General features: G+C 50.8%; 14 protein-coding genes and 1 tRNA gene. 14 read left to right on the top strand and 1 reads right to left on the bottom strand.

Features of this window, described 5'->3' with window-relative positions:
- Positions 1-400: 400 nt before the first annotated feature.
- The 10 genes from BW941_RS17410 to BW941_RS17365 all read left to right on the top strand — a co-directional run bounded on the left by BW941_RS17410 (position 401) and on the right by BW941_RS17365 (position 13,496).
- A tRNA-Trp gene (locus BW941_RS17410) sits at positions 401-476 on the top strand.
- A gap of 51 nt (positions 477-527) precedes the next feature.
- Positions 528-914: a preprotein translocase subunit SecE gene (gene secE / locus BW941_RS17405; protein WP_068436413.1), complete on the top strand. Its 387-nt coding sequence runs from the start codon at positions 528-530 to the stop codon at positions 912-914.
- A gap of 10 nt (positions 915-924) precedes the next feature.
- Positions 925-1,461: a transcription termination/antitermination protein NusG gene (nusG, locus tag BW941_RS17400; RefSeq protein WP_068436411.1), complete on the top strand. Its 537-nt coding sequence runs from the start codon at positions 925-927 to the stop codon at positions 1,459-1,461.
- A gap of 93 nt (positions 1,462-1,554) precedes the next feature.
- Complete coding sequence (gene rplK, locus BW941_RS17395; RefSeq protein ID WP_068441867.1) at positions 1,555-1,989, top strand: 50S ribosomal protein L11; 435 nt, start codon at positions 1,555-1,557, stop codon at positions 1,987-1,989.
- Positions 1,989-2,684 (top strand): 50S ribosomal protein L1, encoded by a 696-nt coding sequence (rplA, locus tag BW941_RS17390; RefSeq protein ID WP_068435105.1) that lies wholly within the window; start codon positions 1,989-1,991, stop codon positions 2,682-2,684. The genes rplK and rplA overlap by 1 nt, the downstream gene beginning before the upstream one ends.
- 197 nt (positions 2,685-2,881) lie before the next feature.
- Entirely contained in the window at positions 2,882-3,376 is a 495-nt protein-coding gene (rplJ, locus tag BW941_RS17385; protein WP_068441869.1) for a 50S ribosomal protein L10, read from the top strand.
- Between the two features lie 65 nt (positions 3,377-3,441).
- On the top strand, positions 3,442-3,813 hold the full coding sequence (rplL, locus tag BW941_RS17380; RefSeq protein ID WP_068438673.1) for a 50S ribosomal protein L7/L12: 372 nt from the start codon (positions 3,442-3,444) through the stop codon (positions 3,811-3,813).
- Between the two features lie 195 nt (positions 3,814-4,008).
- Complete coding sequence (gene rpoB, locus BW941_RS17375; RefSeq protein ID WP_076518228.1) at positions 4,009-8,082, top strand: DNA-directed RNA polymerase subunit beta; 4,074 nt, start codon at positions 4,009-4,011, stop codon at positions 8,080-8,082.
- Between the two features lie 21 nt (positions 8,083-8,103).
- The gene (gene rpoC / locus BW941_RS17370; RefSeq protein ID WP_076518227.1) at positions 8,104-12,327 is read left to right on the top strand and encodes a DNA-directed RNA polymerase subunit beta'; all 4,224 of its coding nucleotides are present in this window, start codon (positions 8,104-8,106) and stop codon (positions 12,325-12,327) included.
- 128 nt (positions 12,328-12,455) lie between these two features.
- Positions 12,456-13,496 (top strand): hypothetical protein, encoded by a 1,041-nt coding sequence (locus BW941_RS17365; RefSeq protein ID WP_076518225.1) that lies wholly within the window; start codon positions 12,456-12,458, stop codon positions 13,494-13,496.
- Positions 13,497-13,510: 14 nt separating this feature from the next.
- On the opposite strand, the gene BW941_RS17360 is transcribed toward BW941_RS17365, so the two are convergent.
- Positions 13,511-14,284: a tetratricopeptide repeat protein gene (locus tag BW941_RS17360; RefSeq protein WP_076518223.1), complete on the bottom strand. Its 774-nt coding sequence runs from the start codon at positions 14,282-14,284 to the stop codon at positions 13,511-13,513.
- 186 nt (positions 14,285-14,470) lie between these two features.
- Between BW941_RS17360 and rpsL the strand changes: the two genes are divergently transcribed.
- From rpsL to BW941_RS17340, 4 genes are all read left to right on the top strand, one after another.
- Positions 14,471-14,845 (top strand): 30S ribosomal protein S12, encoded by a 375-nt coding sequence (gene rpsL / locus BW941_RS17355; protein ID WP_068441891.1) that lies wholly within the window; start codon positions 14,471-14,473, stop codon positions 14,843-14,845.
- A gap of 92 nt (positions 14,846-14,937) precedes the next feature.
- A complete protein-coding gene (gene rpsG / locus BW941_RS17350) occupies positions 14,938-15,408 on the top strand; it encodes a 30S ribosomal protein S7 (protein ID WP_068441893.1) in 471 nt (156 codons plus the stop codon).
- Between the two features lie 293 nt (positions 15,409-15,701).
- Positions 15,702-17,795 carry an elongation factor G gene (gene fusA / locus BW941_RS17345; RefSeq protein ID WP_076518221.1) on the top strand — a complete coding sequence of 698 codons (2,094 nt, stop codon included), beginning with the start codon at positions 15,702-15,704 and terminating at the stop codon, positions 17,793-17,795.
- Between the two features lie 26 nt (positions 17,796-17,821).
- Positions 17,822-17,916 (top strand): GTP-binding protein (locus BW941_RS17340; RefSeq protein WP_245820132.1); only part of this gene is annotated, 95 nt, incomplete at its 3' end.

The raw sequence follows: 17,916 nt of genomic DNA, 5'->3' as shown, positions 1-17,916 counted from the left end.
TGTAGGTGCCGGCGTTGTAGCTAAAATCATCGAGTGATGAAGCTACCTGCATCGCCTCTGCGGTGTTGTGTCATCGATTTGATTTGTCACTTACAGAAGTAAGCTCCTCATTAAATCGATAACACGGCCTGGCAGAGCCTTCTTCGCTAACGCTTCCTGAAGTGTAAGTGCGAAGAAGGATGTGGGAGGTGAGCTTGTCTTTGAATCTGTATCTGCTGATACGGTGTTCGCGAAGATGCTTCGCTCCTGTAATTAAAAACGTCTGCATTGTGCGGGCGTTTTTAAGCCGGTTTTGCTGGCGGCTATCTTTCGATAGCAAATAAATCCAATTTATCAATGCGTTAGGGGTTGATTAGTTGGTGGGGTTGCTGTAACTTACGCCGCCCTGATTGAGAGTCATAGGCCAGTAGTTCAATTGGTAGAGCGTCGGTCTCCAAAACCGAAAGTTGGGGGTTCGAGTCCCTCCTGGCCTGCCAAAATTTCAAGATGGCAGCTTCGGCTGCCATTTTTGGCTTTTAGGGAATGGTATGAGTACCGAAAGTAAAGCAAGCGGTTCGATGTTTGATGCAGTTAAGTGGTTGGTTGCTCTTGTTCTGTTTGCCGGTGCGGTAGCAGGTGCGAGTGACGCCTTTTATCAGAGCGTCGGTGTGGAAATGGGTACGCTCTATCGCGTCCTGATTGTCGTGGCCTTTATGTTGCTGGCTGCAGGTGCTGCACTTACGACGACCCAGGGTTCAAACTTCCTGGTGCTGCTGAAAGAAGCAAACAAAGAGCGTCGCAAAGTAGTCTGGCCAACGCCAGTTGAGACTCGTCAGACCACGATGATTGTGGTGGCGGTTGTTTTCCTCGTTGGTCTGTTTCTGTATTTGCTCGATATGGGTTTGAGCTCAATCGTTAAACTGATCGTAGGTTGAGGAACAGAATATGACTATGCGTTGGTACGTTGTGCATGCTTACTCTGGTTACGAGAAGCGCGTTCAGACTCAGCTGAAAGAGCGCATCGAGCTGCACAATATGCAGGATAAGTTCGGTGAGGTTCTTGTTCCTACCGAAGAAGTCGTCGAAGTTCGCGACGGCAAAAAGCGTAAAAGCGAACGCAAGTTCTATCCGGGTTATGTGCTGGTTGAGATGGATATGGATGACGATTCATGGCATCTGGTTAATCAGACTCCTCGGGTAATGGGTTTTATCGGCGGTACCGCAGATAAGCCAGCACCGATCAGTAAAAAAGAAGCTGATGCAATCCTACAGCGTGTTCAGGATGGTGCTGACAAGCCTACGCATAAAACCATCTACGAACCTGGTGAAGTAGTTCGTGTTATTGATGGCCCGTTTGCAGACTTTAACGGTGTGGTTGAAACCGTTGATTACGAGAAGTCTCGTCTGCAAGTGGCGGTAACAATTTTTGGTCGCTCTACGCCGGTTGAGCTTGAGTTTACTCAGGTCGAAAAGTCCGCGTAAGCGAAAATTAATGCCCTCAGGGGCGGGGAGCCAGTGGCCGATGCGTAAGCGTCTGCCACTTTTTGGCGTTAATACCCACTAGGAGAAAAACACATGGCTAAGAAAGTAGAAGGCTATATCAAGCTGCAGGTTGGCGCTGGTAAAGCTAACCCAAGTCCACCAGTTGGTCCTGCACTGGGTCAGATGGGTCTGAACATCATGGAATTCTGTAAAGCGTTCAATGCACAGACTCAACACCTGGAAGCTGGCGCACCGGTTCCAGTAGTTATTACTGCGTACAACGACCGTAGCTTCACCTTTGAAATGAAGACGCCACCTGCGTCTTACCTGCTGAAGAAAGCGGCTGGCATTACCAGTGGTTCTTCACGTCCAAACACAGAAAAAGTGGGTACCGTTACCCGTGCGCAGCTGGAAGAAATCGCCACTGCAAAAGCACCGGATCTGACTGCAGCCGACATGGATGCAGCGGTACGTACGATCGCTGGCTCTGCCCGCGCTATGGGTCTGAACGTGGAAGGAGTTGAGTAATGGCTAAGCTGACTAAGCGCCAGAAGGCGATCGCTGAGAAGGTAGAACTCGGCAAAGTTTACTCAGTAGAAGAAGCGGTTGAACTGCTGGCTTCTCTGCCGGGTGCAAAGTTTAAAGAGTCTGTTGATGTTGCCGTTAACCTCGGCATCGACGCTCGTAAATCAGATCAGAACGTACGTAGCTCTACTGTACTGCCAAACGGCACTGGTAAGACTATGCGTGTTGCTGTGTTCACTCAGGGTGCTAACGCTGACGTTGCTAAAGAAGCAGGCGCTGATGAAGTGGGTATGGAAGATCTGGCAGAGAAAATGAAAGGCGGCGACCTGGCATTTGACGTTGTTATTGCTTCTCCGGATGCAATGCGCGTTGTTGGTCAGCTGGGTCAGGTTCTGGGTCCACGTGGTCTGATGCCAAACCCTAAGGTTGGTACTGTGACTCCAGACGTTGCTACCGCTGTTAAAAACGCTAAAGCGGGTCAGGTTCGTTACCGTAACGATAAGAACGGTATCATCCACACGACCATCGGTAAGGCAGATTTCACTGCAGAAGCACTGAAAGAAAACCTGACCTCTCTGCTGGCGGATCTGAAGAAAGCTAAGCCAAGCCAGGCGAAAGGTGTCTACATGAAGAAAGTGACACTGAGCACTACCATGGGTCCTGGCCTGGTTGTTGATCATTCCTCACTGGAATTCTGATCAGCACAACCATCTTTGGGGTTGTCGCTGTGATCCTGTATCGCAGCGGCAGCTGTCAAAGACCGCAGGCGCGGTGGTTTGCTTTGCACTCCGCCGCTTAATTGTACCTGCGTAGATAGTGTGTGACCCCGTTCAGAATACTGAATTGTCACACGGGATGGCTCAATAGAGCCTAACTCAACTTTTAGGAGTTAATCGTGGCCTTAGGACTCGAAGATAAGAAGGCGATTGTCGCCGAAGTCCAGGAAGCAGCTGATGGTGCTCTGTCGGCAGTTGTTGCGGATTCCCGCGGCGTTACTGTGGCAGCCATGACCGCTCTCCGTAAAGAAGCACGTGAAGCCGGTGTATGGATGAAAGTTGTCCGTAACACTCTGGCACGCCGTGCAGTTGAAGGTACTGAATACGAGTGTCTGACCGAATCTCTGGTTGGCCCAAGCCTGATCGCGTTCTCTAAAGAACACCCAGGTGCTGCAGCTCGTATCTTCAAAAACTTCGCTAAAGAAAACGAAGCTTTTGAACTGAAGACCGGTGCCTTTGGCGGTGACGTGGTTTCCGTTGATATGCTGGCAACTCTGCCGACATACGACGAAGCAATCGCGAAACTGATGAGCGTCATGAAAGAAGCCTCTGCTGGCAAGCTGGTACGTACCCTTGCTGCGCTTCGTGAGCAAAAAGAACAGGATGCTGCCTGATTTAATCAGCGCGGTTTCAAATGATTTTACGGGCGTAGAGCCCAATACAATTTAGGATCAATCTCATGTCACTGACAAAAGAAGATATCATCAATGCAGTAGCTGAAATGTCTGTAATGGACGTTGTTGAGCTGGTTGAAGCGATGGAAGAGAAATTCGGCGTTTCTGCAGCAGCAGTTGCAGCAGCTCCTGCTGCTGGCGATGCTGGCGGTGCAGCTGAAGCTCAGACTGAATTCGACGTAATCCTGTCTGCTGCTGGCGACAAGAAAGTTAACGTAATTAAAGCAGTACGTGAACTGACTGGCCTGGGTCTGAAAGACGCTAAAGGTATGGTTGACGGCGCTCCAGCAACTGTTAAAGAAGGTGTTTCTAAAGAAGACGCGGAAGCGGCTAAAGAAACTCTGGAAGCAGCTGGCGCAGTTGTTGAAATCAAGTAATCGCAGTTTCTGCGATTTGCTTGGCATCATGCCAGACCCGGCATGATGATCGGCTGACGGGTTTATTCCCGTCAGCCTTTTTCACGTTATGGAATACGTGAGTAAAACCGGCCCATTGGTCGGGTTTTTTAGCAAGGCAACTCTTCGAGCCACGGGTACTTCTGCCCAATCGAGGAAACAGTCCGGGGATCACTGATGGCTTACTCATACACTGAGAAAAAACGTATCCGTAAGGATTTCGGTAAATTACCGAGCGTGATGGATGTGCCCTACCTTCTGGCAATCCAGATTGACTCATATCGCAAGTTTCTGCAGGAAGGTCTCGACGCAGATACGCGTCACGACGTCGGCCTTCATGCGGCATTTAAATCTGTTTTCCCGATCGTCAGCTACTCAGGGAACGCAGCGCTCGAGTACGTGAGCTACCGTCTGGGTACACCTACGTTTGACGAGAAAGAATGTATGCTCCGTGGTGTCACGTATGCGGCACCACTGCGCGTTAAGGTTCGTCTGATCATTTATGATAAAGAATCAGCAACCAAAGCAATTAAAGACATCAAAGAGCAAGAAGTTTACATGGGCGAAATGCCCCTGATGACCGATAACGGTACCTTTATTGTCAACGGTACCGAGCGTGTAATCGTGTCTCAGCTGCACCGTTCTCCGGGTGTGTTCTTTGATCACGACAAGGGTAAAACCCACTCCTCAGGTAAGCTGCTGTATAACGCACGTGTGATTCCTTACCGTGGTTCATGGCTCGACTTTGAGTTCGATCCGAAGGACCTGGTATACGTGCGTATCGACCGTCGCCGTAAGCTGCCGGCAACGATTTTGCTGCGGGCTCTTGGCTACAATACTCAGGATATCCTGGAAGCCTTCTACGACAACGACGAATACCGTATCACCAAAGACGGCGTGATGCTGAAGCTGATCCCGTCACGTCTCCGTGGTGAGACGGCTGCATTCGATATCATGGATAACGACGGTAACGTCATCGTTGAGGCAACTCGCCGTATTACTGCGCGTCATATCCGTCAGCTCGAGAAAGCAGGCGTTGAAGAGCTGGTTGTACCGGTTGAATTCCTTGCAGGTAAATCTCTGGCGAAAGACCTTGTCGATGCCAGCAGCGGTGAAGTTGTTGCTGCGGCGAACGACGAGATCACTGTCGAAATGCTCGAGAAAATGGGCGAAGCCAAAATCACTGAGTTCGAGGCGATTTACACCAACGAACTCGATTGCGGTCCATTTATTTCTGACACTCTGCGTACTGACCCAACCAGCAATGCTCTGGAAGCACTGGTAGAAATCTATCGCATGATGCGTCCTGGCGAGCCGCCAACCAAAGAAAGCGCAGAAGCTCTGTTTGAGAACCTGTTCTTCACCGATGAGCGTTATGACCTGTCTGCGGTAGGTCGTATGAAGTTCAACCGTCGTATCGGTCGTGAAGAGATTCTGGGTTCTGGCACTCTGGATAAAGAAGATATTGTTGAGGTCCTGAAGACCCTGATCAATATCCGTAACGGTCTGGGCGTTGTCGATGACATTGACCACCTGGGTAACCGTCGTATCCGTTCAGTGGGTGAAATGGCAGAAAACCAGTTCCGCGTTGGTCTTGTTCGTGTTGAACGTGCCGTGCGTGAGCGTCTGTCTATGGCTGAATCTGAAGGCCTGATGCCACAGGATCTGATCAACGCTAAGCCAGTTGGCGCAGCGGTGAAAGAATTCTTCGGGTCATCTCAGCTGTCTCAGTTTATGGACCAGAACAACCCGCTGTCTGAAGTAACTCACAAGCGTCGTATCTCGGCTCTCGGCCCTGGCGGTCTGACCCGTGAGCGCGCAGGCTTCGAAGTGCGTGACGTTCACGCGACCCACTACGGTCGCGTATGTCCTATTGAAACGCCTGAAGGTCCAAACATTGGTCTGATTAACTCTCTGTCTTCATACGCACGTACCAATGAGTATGGCTTCCTGGAGACTCCGTATCGCAAGGTGAACGGCGGTGTTGTTACCGACGAAATCATCTATGTGTCTGCGATTGAAGAGTCAGACTACGTGATTGCACAGGCATCAGTCCCAACTGACGAAGAAGGTCGTCTGCAGGGTGATCTGATTTCTGTACGTCACAAAAACGAATTCACCATGATGTCACCGGATAACGTGACGCTGATGGATGTGTCGCCACAGCAGGTTGTATCGATTGCTGCGTCACTCATCCCGTTCCTTGAGCACGATGATGCTAACCGTGCATTGATGGGTTCGAACATGCAGCGTCAGGCGGTTCCGACACTCAAATCCGAGAAGCCTCTGGTAGGTACCGGTATTGAGCGTGCGGTAGCGCAGGACTCCGGTGTATGTGTGGTTGCTAAGCGCGGCGGTGTGATCGACTCTGTTGATGCATCTCGTGTGGTTGTAAAAGTTAATGACGAAGAAACCGTTGCTGGTGAAGCAGGTGTAGATATCTACAACCTGACTAAGTACACCCGCTCGAACCAGAACACCTGCATTAACCAGCGTCCGCTGGTACGCGCTGGTGATACTGTTCAGCGTGGCGATGTGATGGCTGATGGTCCTTCTGTGGATCTGGGTGAGCTGGCTCTGGGTCAGAACTTCCGTATCGCCTTCATGCCGTGGAACGGTTACAACTTCGAGGACTCGATCCTCCTCTCTGAGCGTGTTGCTCAGGAAGACCGTCTGACGACTATCCACATTCAGGAACTGACCTGTGTGGCGCGTGACACCAAACTGGGTTCTGAAGAAATTACTTCGGATATTCCAAACGTCGGTGAAGCGGCTCTCGGTAAGCTGGATGAGAGCGGTATTGTCTACATCGGTGCTGAAGTTAAGCCGGGCGACATTCTGGTTGGTAAGGTAACACCTAAGGGTGAAACTCAGCTGACTCCAGAAGAGAAGCTGCTGCGTGCGATCTTCGGTGAAAAAGCGTCTGACGTTAAAGACACGTCTCTGCGCGTTAAGACCGGTACCACAGGTACCGTAATTGACGTACAGGTCTTCACCCGTGACGGTGTTGAAAAAGATCAGCGTGCGAAAGACATTGAAGAAGAGCAGCTCAGCGAAGTCCGTAAAGACCTCAAAGAAGAAATGCGCATCGTTAAGGGCGCTACCTTTGAGCGTCTGACCCGTGCTCTGGAAGGTCAGAAAGTTAATGCAGCTCCAGGTCTGAAGAAGGGCGATACCCTGACCGCAGACTACTTGGCTGAACTGACTGAAGACCAGTGGTTCAAGATTCTTCCTCAGGATGAATCTCTGGCTGAAACCATTGAGCGTGCTGAGCAGTACATTGTTGATCGCCAGAAAGCACTGGACGAGCGTTTTGAAGATAAGAAACGCAAACTCCAGACTGGTGACGATCTGGCTCCGGGCGTACTTAAGATTGTTAAGGTGTATCTGGCAATCAAACGTAAGATCCAGCCAGGCGATAAGATGGCAGGTCGTCACGGTAACAAAGGTGTTATTTCAGCGATCAAACCAATCGAAGATATGCCTTACGATGGCACCGGTACTCCGGTCGATATCGTACTGAACCCTCTGGGTGTACCGTCACGTATGAACGTCGGTCAGATCATGGAAATCCACCTTGGCCTCGCGGCGAAAGGGTTGGGTGAAAAGATTGACCGTATGATCAAAGAACAGCAGGAAATCGCGAAACTGCGCGGCTTGCTGGGTGAGATCTATAACGGTGGTGACGGCCGTATCGAAGACCTCGATAGCTTCTCGGATGCTGAGGTTCTGGAACTGGCTGACAACCTGCGCGCGGGTGTGCCTATGGCGACACCGGCGTTCGACGGTGCGAAAGAAAGCGAAATCAAGCGTCTGCTGCGTCTGGCTGATCTGCCGGATTCCGGTCAGATGACTCTGTACGATGGCCGTACAGGTGATGCGTTCGATCGTCCTGTGACCGTAGGTTACATGTACATGCTGAAACTGAACCACCTGGTAGACGACAAGATGCACGCTCGTTCGACCGGTTCTTACAGCCTCGTTACTCAGCAGCCTCTGGGCGGTAAAGCTCAGTTCGGTGGTCAGCGCTTCGGTGAGATGGAAGTGTGGGCACTGGAAGCTTACGGTGCAGCATACACCCTGCAGGAAATGCTCACTGTTAAGTCGGATGACGTGGCCGGTCGTACCAAGATGTATAAAAACATCGTCGACGGCGATCACCGTATGGAAGCCGGTATGCCGGAATCCTTTAACGTACTCGTTAAAGAGATCCGCTCACTGGGTATCGACATCGAACTGGAAAACGAATAAGCGGAGCGGAGCTAGAGTACTATGAAAGACTTAGTCAATTTTCTGCGTAACCAGAACAACGCTGATGAGTTCGATGCGATTCGCATCGGCCTCGCCTCTCCAGCAATGATCCGTTCATGGTCTTTTGGTGAAGTTAAAAAGCCAGAGACCATCAACTACCGCACGTTCAAGCCTGAACGTGACGGTCTGTTCTGTGCGCGTATCTTTGGTCCTATTAAGGACTACGAATGCCTGTGCGGTAAGTACAAGCGTCTGAAGCACCGCGGTGTTATCTGTGAGAAGTGTGGCGTTGAGGTGACTCAGGCTAAAGTTCGTCGTGAACGTATGGGTCACATCGAACTGGCTTCTCCGGTTGCACACATCTGGTTCCTGAAATCACTGCCGTCACGTATCGGTCTGATGCTGGATATGACGCTGCGTGATATCGAACGTATTCTTTACTACGAATCATTCGTAGTGACCGAGCCTGGCATGACCACGCTCGACGTAGGTCAGCTGCTGACCGACGAGCAATACTACGAAGCGATCGAAGAGTTCGGTGACGAATTCGACGCGAAAATGGGTGCGGAAGCCATCCAGACTCTGCTGGGTCAGATCGAACTGGGCGAAGAAGTACAGCGCCTGCGTGATGAGATCCCGGGCACGACGTCTGAGACCAAGATCAAGAAGCTGTCTAAGCGTCTGAAGATCCTTGAGGCGTTCCACAACTCTGGTAACGATCCTCAGTGGATGATCATGGAAGTTCTGCCGGTTCTGCCGCCAGATCTGCGTCCACTGGTACCACTGGACGGTGGCCGCTTTGCGACCTCTGACCTGAACGATCTGTACCGTCGTGTGATCAACCGTAACAACCGTCTGAAGCGCCTGCTTGAGCTGAGCGCACCAGACATCATCGTACGCAACGAGAAGCGTATGCTGCAGGAGTCTGTCGACGCCCTGCTGGATAACGGTCGTCGCGGTCGTGCGATCACTGGTTCTAACAAGCGTCCACTGAAGTCGCTTGCAGACATGATTAAAGGTAAGCAGGGTCGTTTCCGTCAGAACCTGCTCGGTAAGCGTGTTGACTACTCTGGCCGTTCGGTAATTACCGTAGGTCCTCAGCTGCGTCTGCATGAGTGTGGTCTGCCGAAGAAGATGGCTCTGGAACTGTTCAAGCCGTTCATCTTCTCCAAGCTGGAGCACCGTGGTCTGGCGACAACCATTAAAGCTGCGAAGAAAATGGTTGAGCGCGAAACCCCAGAAGTATGGGACATCCTTGCGGAAGTTATCCGTGAGCACCCAGTGATGCTGAACCGTGCACCAACACTTCACCGTCTTGGTATCCAGGCGTTCGAGCCACAGCTGATTGAAGGTAAAGCGATTCAACTGCACCCTCTGGTATGTGCGGCATACAACGCTGACTTCGATGGTGACCAGATGGCGGTACACGTACCGCTGACCCTGGAAGCACAGCTTGAAGCCCGTGCGCTGATGATGGCGACCAACAACGTACTGTCTCCAGCGAACGGTGAGCCAATCATCGTACCGTCACAGGACGTTGTACTCGGTCTGTACTGGATGACCCGTGAGCGTGTAAACGCACTGGGTGAAGGTATGGTGTTCGCTGATCTCGACGAAGTCAGCCGTGCTTACTACGGTGGTAACGTACACCTTCAGGCGAAGGTGAAAGTACGTATCACTGAAACCAGCATCGACCTTGAAGGCAACAGCGAGACCCGCACCAGCCTGATCGACACCACGATCGGCCGTGCGCTGCTGTTCCGCATCGTACCGAAAGGTCTGCCATACGAGCTGGTTAACCAGCCGATGAAGAAGAAAGCGATCTCTAACCTGATCAACACGGCATACCGTCGCGTGGGTCTGAAAGATACTGTTATCTTCGCTGACCAGATCATGTACACCGGCTTCCAGTTCGCAACCCGTTCTGGTTCATCGATTGGTGTGAATGACTTCGTAATTCCGGACGAGAAAGCCGAAATCATTGAAAACGCTGATGCAGAAGTAAAAGAAATCGAAAGCCAGTTTGCTTCCGGTCTCGTGACGCACGGTGAGAAATACAACAAGGTGATCGACATCTGGTCCCGCGCTAACGAACTGGTAGCGAAGGCGATGATGGATAACCTGGGTAAAGAAGGCGTGATCGACCGCGAAGGTAACGAGGTTGAGCAGGAATCCTTCAACTCAGTCTACATGATGGCCGACTCAGGGGCTCGTGGTAGCCCGGCTCAGATCCGTCAGCTGGCGGGTATGCGTGGTCTGATGGCGAAGCCGGATGGCTCCATCATCGAGACGCCGATTGTGGCGAACTTCCGTGAAGGTCTGAACGTACTCCAGTACTTCACCTCGACCCACGGTGCTCGTAAAGGTCTGGCGGATACCGCACTGAAAACGGCTAACTCCGGTTACCTGACTCGTCGTCTGGTTGACGTCGCGCAGGATCTGGTTGTGACTGAGCGTGACTGTGGCACCGAAGAAGGTCTGGTCATGACTCCGCTGATTGAAGGCGGTGACGTTGTGGTTGGTCTGGGTGATCGTATCCTTGGTCGTGTTGTCGCGACCGACGTATACAAGCCTGGCTCAGAAGGCGACGTAGTAGTACCTGCTGGTACTCTGATCGACGAAGCCTGGGTTCATAAGATCGAAGGCGAAGGTATCGACGAAGTGATCGTTCGCTCCGCGATTACCTGTGACAGCCGCGTAGGTATCTGTTCAGCTTGTTACGGTCGTGATCTTGGTCGCGGTCACCAGGTGAACGTGGGTGAAGCAGTAGGTGTTATCGCTGCACAGTCAATCGGTGAGCCAGGTACACAGCTGACGATGCGTACGTTCCACATTGGTGGTGCGGCATCGCGTTCATCTGCAGCCGACAGCGTACAGGTTAAGAATGCTGGTAAGGTTCGCCTGCACAACATGAAGACTGTAACGCGTGAAAACGGCGATTTGGTTGCTGTGTCCCGTTCTGGTTCGATTGCTCTGGCAGATGACCACGGTCGTGAGCGTGAGCTGTACAAGCTCCCTTACGGTGCGGTTATCAGCGTGAAAGACGGAGAGCTGGTAGAAGCTGGCCAGAAGGTCGCTTCCTGGGATCCACACACGCACCCAATCGTGACTGAAGTGGCCGGTAAGATCGAATTCGTCGGTATGGAAGAAGGTATTACCATCAACCGTACTACGGACGAACTGACAGGTCTGTCCAGCATCGAAGTGATCGATCCTAAGGATCGTCCAGCGGCCGGTAAAGACATCCGTCCAATGGTTAAGCTGGTTGACGAAAAAGGTAACGACGTTCACCTGCCAGGTACCAATGCTCCGGCTCAGTACCTGCTGCCAGCCAACGCTCTGGTTTCTCAGGAGAACGGTGCCATCGTAACTGTGGGTGACGTTATCGCACGTATCCCGCAGGAGACGTCAGGCAACAAAGACATTACCGGTGGTCTGCCACGAGTTGCTGACCTGTTCGAAGCACGTAAGCCAAAAGAGCCTGCCATCCTTGCAGAAATCTCTGGTACCGTGAGCTTCGGTAAAGAGACTAAAGGTAAGAAGCGTCTGGTTATTACGCCGAACGACGGCGGTGATCACTATGAAGAGCTGATTCCTAAGTGGCGTCACCTCAACGTGTTCGAAGGTGAACAGGTTGAGAAAGGTGAAGTTATCTCGGATGGTCCGTTCAACCCGCACGACATTCTGCGTCTGAAAGGTGTTGGCCATCTGGCGATGTACATCACCAACGAAGTGCAGGAAGTTTACCGACTGCAGGGTGTAGGCATCGATGATAAACACATCGAAGTTATCGTTCGTCAGATGCTGCGCAAAGTCATCATCGGCGAAAACGGCGACAGCACCTTCATTCCAGGCGATCAGGTGGAATACACCAACTTCCTGGAAGAGAACGAGAAGCTCGATGCGGCAGGTAAGATTGCTGCGAAAGGCGAGCGCGTTCTGCTGGGTATCACCAAAGCGTCTCTGGCAACCGAGTCGTTCATCTCTGCGGCTTCCTTCCAGGAAACCACCCGTGTACTCACCGAAGGTGCAGTGACCGGCAAGATGGACACTCTGCGTGGCTTGAAAGAGAACGTGGTTGTGGGTCGTCTGATTCCAGCGGGTACTGGTCTTACGTATCATGAAGAGCGTAAGCGCAAGCGTCAGAGCCGTGAAGATGATCGCATGAAGGCAATGCCAGAATCGTTGACTGTATCTGCTGAAGATATGGAAGCGAAACTGAGCGAAGCGTTCAGCGATAAGTGATGCGATAGCATCATCCCCACGAAAGTGGGGATCTAGATAAAAAACGGGAGCTTCGGCTCCCGTTTTTTTTGCTGTATAGAAAAACAGAGTAGAATCAGTTCACTCAAATATATTTACAAGGATGATCTGTGGCGATTAATCACAAGATAGAGGAGCCCGGCTATTACATAGAGCTGTACCCTGAAAGCCTGGCTGATGTGACAGCCCCTGCAGTAGTCGAGAAGATCTTGTCGATATTGGACAGTGATCTGGTCTATGAACGTGATACCGACCAGTCTGGTCGTGAAGTAGTGCGGCGCTTGCGCACACCGACACTGGTACTGAATGATTCGGCAGGGCTGTCGGGTTACAGTATGTGGAGGTTTATTTTTAATGTCGTTGTAGAAGTCTATGGCGATGCCAATGTATTAAGAAAATCGATCTTTACGCTGTTAGATGCTCTTTACGATAGGTACAGAGAGCAAGGTTTTTTCCCAAATTATGATGATGCACATGGTGAGTTCGATATAAGTACCAGTGTATTTGCTGCGCTCTTTAATGAGGATACTTATTTCCGTAATTGGGGGGATGAAACTAAAGCGGCGATTTCTGATTCTTTCGAGAAGCATTTCTGGATGTGGGATCTCGACTTCGAGCATGAGCGGACTAACAGAATGGTGGAAGGTGTTTTAACGTATTATTTCTACGATAAAAGATCTCAGCAGAGTTTAGATAGGTATCTGCGTCTTCTGGCTCATAAAACATTCAACGGCCAGAATGGTCCTTATTCCTATAAGGAGTTCTACGGGCCATTGACTAAGCATCTGCTCAATCTTTGCCTGATCAAAGGAATAAACTTAACCGACTTCCTCGACTTCACATTAAAGAACGTGGATGAGATGTATACTGATCAGTACTACATTATGCTCATTGCTGCGCACATCTATGGTAATTCACCCGAAGTAATCATCGAATTTTATGAAGTGTATTCGGGGAAAAAGTACGACAGCAGTGATTCGAATGCAGAGATGATACTACGTAACAATATCGAGAAGATTGGGGGGCAGGTTGATCTACTGACGTATAGATCATCAGAATATCGGTGGCTGATACGTGATAGTGGCAAAACATTATCTACCGGTGTTCATGAGTATGATTGGGATGCACGGATTTGGAAATGCGTTGGCTGAAGCCCCCGCTGTTTTCAGTCGTCGTTCAGTCGGGACAACATACTCTTTGCAGAACTGCGTTCGTAGCTTCCACAGCTTTCCGATTTAATGGCTGCGTTGAGGTAGTGGGCCGATAGTTCTTTGTCCTGAGGTGCGCCATATAAGTTATTGTGGTATGTGCTTCCCAGTCTCAGGTAGGCGTCACAAAAATCCTGTTTTGTCGCCTTTTTATAAAATGCGATTGCTTTATCCATGTTTATGGAGCGGCCGACTCCCTCTTCGTAGGCTCTGCCGATAATGAGCATGGCATCAGCATCGCCGTTTTCAGCAGCCCGCTCCGCCCAATACAGAGACTTCTCTGTATCATAAGGGATACGCCTTTCGGCCCCGGAATAAATCTCGTACATTAGGTATTGCGCATAAGAAATATCTGCTTCAGCGCCTATCAGTAACCAGTCTATTGCCTGATGTGGATCACGGGGTCCGCCTTCACCGTGATATAGCATTGCCCCGAGTGCCGATGCAGCTGAGATATGCCCTTCATCGGCTGCTGATTGATACCACTTGCGGGCTTCCTCGTAGTTCTTTCCTTGGTAGGCGACGAATCCCAGGGCATATCGTGCATGGGGGTGTCCCGCTTTAGCAGCCTTAGTAAGTAATGAAAGACCTTCTAAAAAGTTGCCTTCACTGTTGCCGGACTGGATGTATTCAATGCCTTGTCGGGTCAGTGCATCAAGGTCTTCAGCGAGCAGCGCGGTAGGGGAAAGGTTAAAGAGAACTATGACGATGGTAATCAGGTTGATTCTCATGGTGGGGTACTTGTCCGTAAGATAATTGTCAGAAGAATATCAGCCCTGATTATCTGAGTCAGCCCTGTCGACAGATTACCCTGCATTGCAGGCTTGACGGAGTGAGGTGCAGGGAGTATCCTTCCGGCCCCTTTTATTGTGTGCGGACGTCTGCACACGTGAAATGTAATAACTGGAGTTTGCTTAATGGCTACAATCAATCAGCTGGTTCGTAAGCCTCGTAAGCGTAAGGTCGCTAAGAGCGACGTACCTGCTCTGCAGGCATGTCCTCAGCGTCGTGGTGTTTGTACTCGTGTGTACACAACTACCCCGAAAAAGCCTAACTCGGCACTGCGTAAAGTTTGCCGTGTACGCCTGACGAATGGTTTCGAAGTTACCTCATACATCGGCGGTGAAGGTCACAACCTTCAGGAACACAGCGTTGTTCTGATCCGTGGCGGTCGTGTAAAAGACTTGCCAGGTGTTCGTTATCACACTGTTCGCGGTTCACTGGATACTTCTGGTGTTGCTAACCGTAAACAGGGCCGTTCTAAGTACGGTGCTAAGCGTCCTAAGGGTTAATACCTTTAAGACATTGGATAAGAGTAAGGCTGTGCCATTTTTCGATAACGTTAAGTGCACAGGCTGACCTGAAGACCTAAAGAGGGCTTATCATGCCAAGAAGACGCGTCGCTGCGAAACGCGAGATTCTGCCAGATCCTAAGTTTGGAAATACTATTCTGGCGAAGTTTATGAACCACGTAATGATCAGTGGTAAAAAATCTGTAGCCGAGAAAATCGTCTACGGTGCACTGGACACTGTTGCTTCTAAAAGCGGCAATGATCCAATCGAAATGTTCGAACAGTCTCTGGAAGCTATCCAGCCTATGGTTGAGGTTAAGAGCCGCCGTGTAGGTGGTGCGACTTACCAGGTGCCTGTTGAAGTTCGTCCTGCACGTCGTCAGGCACTGGCTATGCGCTGGTTGGTTGACGCTGCACGTGGCCGTGGTGAAAAATCCATGGCTCAGCGTCTGGCGAACGAAATGATCGAAGCCTGTGAAGGTAAAGGTGCTGCGGTTAAGAAACGTGAAGACGTTCACCGTATGGCCGAAGCGAACAAAGCGTTCTCTCACTACCGCTTCTGATCGCTCAAAGGCTGTGTTCGTCAGAACGCAGCCTTTATCTCCTCTCTATTTCTTTCTCCTCTTTTTCAGAAATCTAACAGATTAATTTCCTTTGTATTGCCATCTCGTTGTTGGCTCGCATCGGTGCGATCTCCGGGTATGCGAATGCGCTCCCTAATGCCCATGAAAGCAGGGCTGGGCAGGGCGGGTCATTGACTGCCAGTGTTTACTTATATTACGATTCGCGCCCTTAATATCTCATGTCAGACGCTGATCTTGTGTCTGACATCCCTGATCCAGACTGAGGTGTAGCTGTGGCACGTACAACGCCGATTGATCGCTATCGTAATATTGGTATCTGTGCGCACGTAGATGCGGGCAAAACGACCACCACTGAGCGAGTGCTGTTCTATACGGGTGTGTCTCACAAAATTGGTGAGGTGCATGACGGTGCGGCTACGATGGACTGGATGGAGCAGGAGCAGGAGCGTGGTATCACCATTACTTCTGCGGCCACGACCTGTTTCTGGGCCGGTATGGCTCAGCAATTCGATCAGCATCGTATTAACATCATTGATACCCCGGGGCACGTGGACTTCACCATTGAGGTAGAGCGTTCACTCCGTGTTCTGGATGGTGCTGTCGTAGTTTTGTGCGGATCGTCAGGTGTGCAGCCTCAGACTGAAACCGTATGGCGTCAGGCAAATAAGTACGAAGTGCCGCGTATGGTATTCGTCAATAAGATGGACCGTGCCGGTGCTGACTACTTCATGGTAGTTAACCAATTGAAGGCTCGTCTTGGTGCGACGCCTGTGCCATTGCAGATCAATATTGGCGCTGAAGATGACTTCAAAGGTGTCGTCGACCTGATCAAAATGAAGGCCGTGATGTGGAATGAAGCCGATCAGGGGCTGACTTTCACCTATGAAGACATTCCAGCTGATCTGGTTGATACAGCCGAAGAGTGGCGCGAGAAACTGATTGAAGCAGCCGCAGAAGCCTCTGAAGAGTTGATGGACAAATACCTCGAAGGTGAAACGCTTTCCGAGGAAGAGATTAAAGCGGCTCTGCGTCAGCGCACACTGGCAAACGAGATTGTTCTCGTGACCTGTGGTTCTGCTTTCAAAAATAAAGGCGTACAGGCTGTTCTAGATGCGGTTATTGAATATCTGCCTTCGCCAACCGAAGTGAAAGCGATTGAAGGTATTCTTGACGATAAAGACGCGTCTGTCGGCGTTCGTCACTCCTCTGATGATGAGCCGTTTGCGGCGCTTGCTTTTAAGATTGCTACAGACCCCTTCGTTGGTACTCTGACCTTCGTTCGCGTGTACTCTGGTGTACTAAACTCTGGCGACGCTGTAATGAACTCTGTTAAGTCTAAGCGTGAGCGCGTTGGTCGCATGGTTCAGATGCACGCCAACTCCCGTGAAGAGCTAAAGGAAGTTCGTGCCGGTGATATCGTCGCACTGATCGGTCTGAAAGATGTCACCACGGGTGACACGCTCTGCGACCAGAAAGACATTATTACGCTTGAACGCATGGAATTCCCGGATCCGGTTATCTCGGTGGCGGTTGAGCCTAAGTCTCAGGCCGACCAGGAGAAGATGGGCGTAGCTCTCGGTAAGCTGGCGCAGGAAGATCCGTCGTTCCGCGTCGAGACTGACGAAGAGTCAGGTCAGACCATTATCTCAGGTATGGGTGAACTCCACCTCGACATTATTGTCGATCGCATGAAGCGGGAATTTAAAGTCGAGTGTAATGTAGGTAAGCCTCAGGTGGCTTATCGCGAGAAAATTACCCGGACTGTTGAGATTAACAATAAGTTTGCGAAGCAATCCGGCGGTCGTGGTCAATATGGTCACGTAGTGATCCGCTTCGAGCCGAGCGAAGAAGAAGGTCTCGAGTTTGTGAATGAGATCACTGGTGGTGTGATTCCGCGTGAATACATTCCATCGGTTGAAAAAGGTATTGAAGAGCAGATGAAAAACGGTGTTCTTGCTGGTTACCCGTTGCTGGGTCTCAAGGCGACACTGTATGACGGCTCTTTCCATGACGTTGACTCGAATGAGATGGCGTTTAAAATTGCCGCGTCACAAGCAACCAAACAGCTTTCACAGGAAGGCGATGCAGTACTGCTCGAGCCGATGATGAAGGTTGAAGTTGTTACCCCAGAAGACTACATGGGTGACGTCGTCGGCGACCTCAACCGTCGCCGTGGCATGATTTCAGGAATGGAAGATACACCGTCCGGTAAGGTGGTGAATGCGTCCGTACCGCTGGCAGAGATGTTCGGTTATGCCACCGATCTGCGCTCTGCAAGCCAGGGGCGGGCGACCTATTCCATGGAATTTGAGAAATATGCGGAAGCGCCATCAAACGTGGCCGATGCAATTATTAACAGATTTTAATTACTGACATTTGATGAGGTATTCTCATGGCTAAGGAAACGTTTGAACGTTCCAAACCCCACGTAAACGTGGGTACTATCGGTCACGTTGACCACGGTAAAACTACACTGACTGCTGCACT

Source organism: Thalassolituus maritimus (assembly GCF_900156675.1).
GTDB classification, from domain to species: domain Bacteria; phylum Pseudomonadota; class Gammaproteobacteria; order Pseudomonadales; family Oceanobacteraceae; genus Thalassolituus; species Thalassolituus maritimus.
The sequence above is the reverse complement of the archived record's forward strand: the minus strand, read 5'-3'. Positions and strand labels throughout refer to the sequence as shown.

Coding starts and splice junctions, on each gene's coding strand:
- secE (WP_068436413.1), top strand. CDS start 528: ATGAGTACCGAAAGTAAAGCAAGCGGTTCGATGTTTGATGCAGTTAAG.
- nusG (WP_068436411.1), top strand. CDS start 925: ATGACTATGCGTTGGTACGTTGTGCATGCTTACTCTGGTTACGAGAAG.
- rplK (WP_068441867.1), top strand. CDS start 1,555: ATGGCTAAGAAAGTAGAAGGCTATATCAAGCTGCAGGTTGGCGCTGGT.
- rplA (WP_068435105.1), top strand. CDS start 1,989: ATGGCTAAGCTGACTAAGCGCCAGAAGGCGATCGCTGAGAAGGTAGAA.
- rplL (WP_068438673.1), top strand. CDS start 3,442: ATGTCACTGACAAAAGAAGATATCATCAATGCAGTAGCTGAAATGTCT.
- rpoB (WP_076518228.1), top strand. CDS start 4,009: ATGGCTTACTCATACACTGAGAAAAAACGTATCCGTAAGGATTTCGGT.
- rpoC (WP_076518227.1), top strand. CDS start 8,104: ATGAAAGACTTAGTCAATTTTCTGCGTAACCAGAACAACGCTGATGAG.
- BW941_RS17360 (WP_076518223.1), bottom strand. CDS start 14,284: ATGAGAATCAACCTGATTACCATCGTCATAGTTCTCTTTAACCTTTCC.
- rpsL (WP_068441891.1), top strand. CDS start 14,471: ATGGCTACAATCAATCAGCTGGTTCGTAAGCCTCGTAAGCGTAAGGTC.
- rpsG (WP_068441893.1), top strand. CDS start 14,938: ATGCCAAGAAGACGCGTCGCTGCGAAACGCGAGATTCTGCCAGATCCT.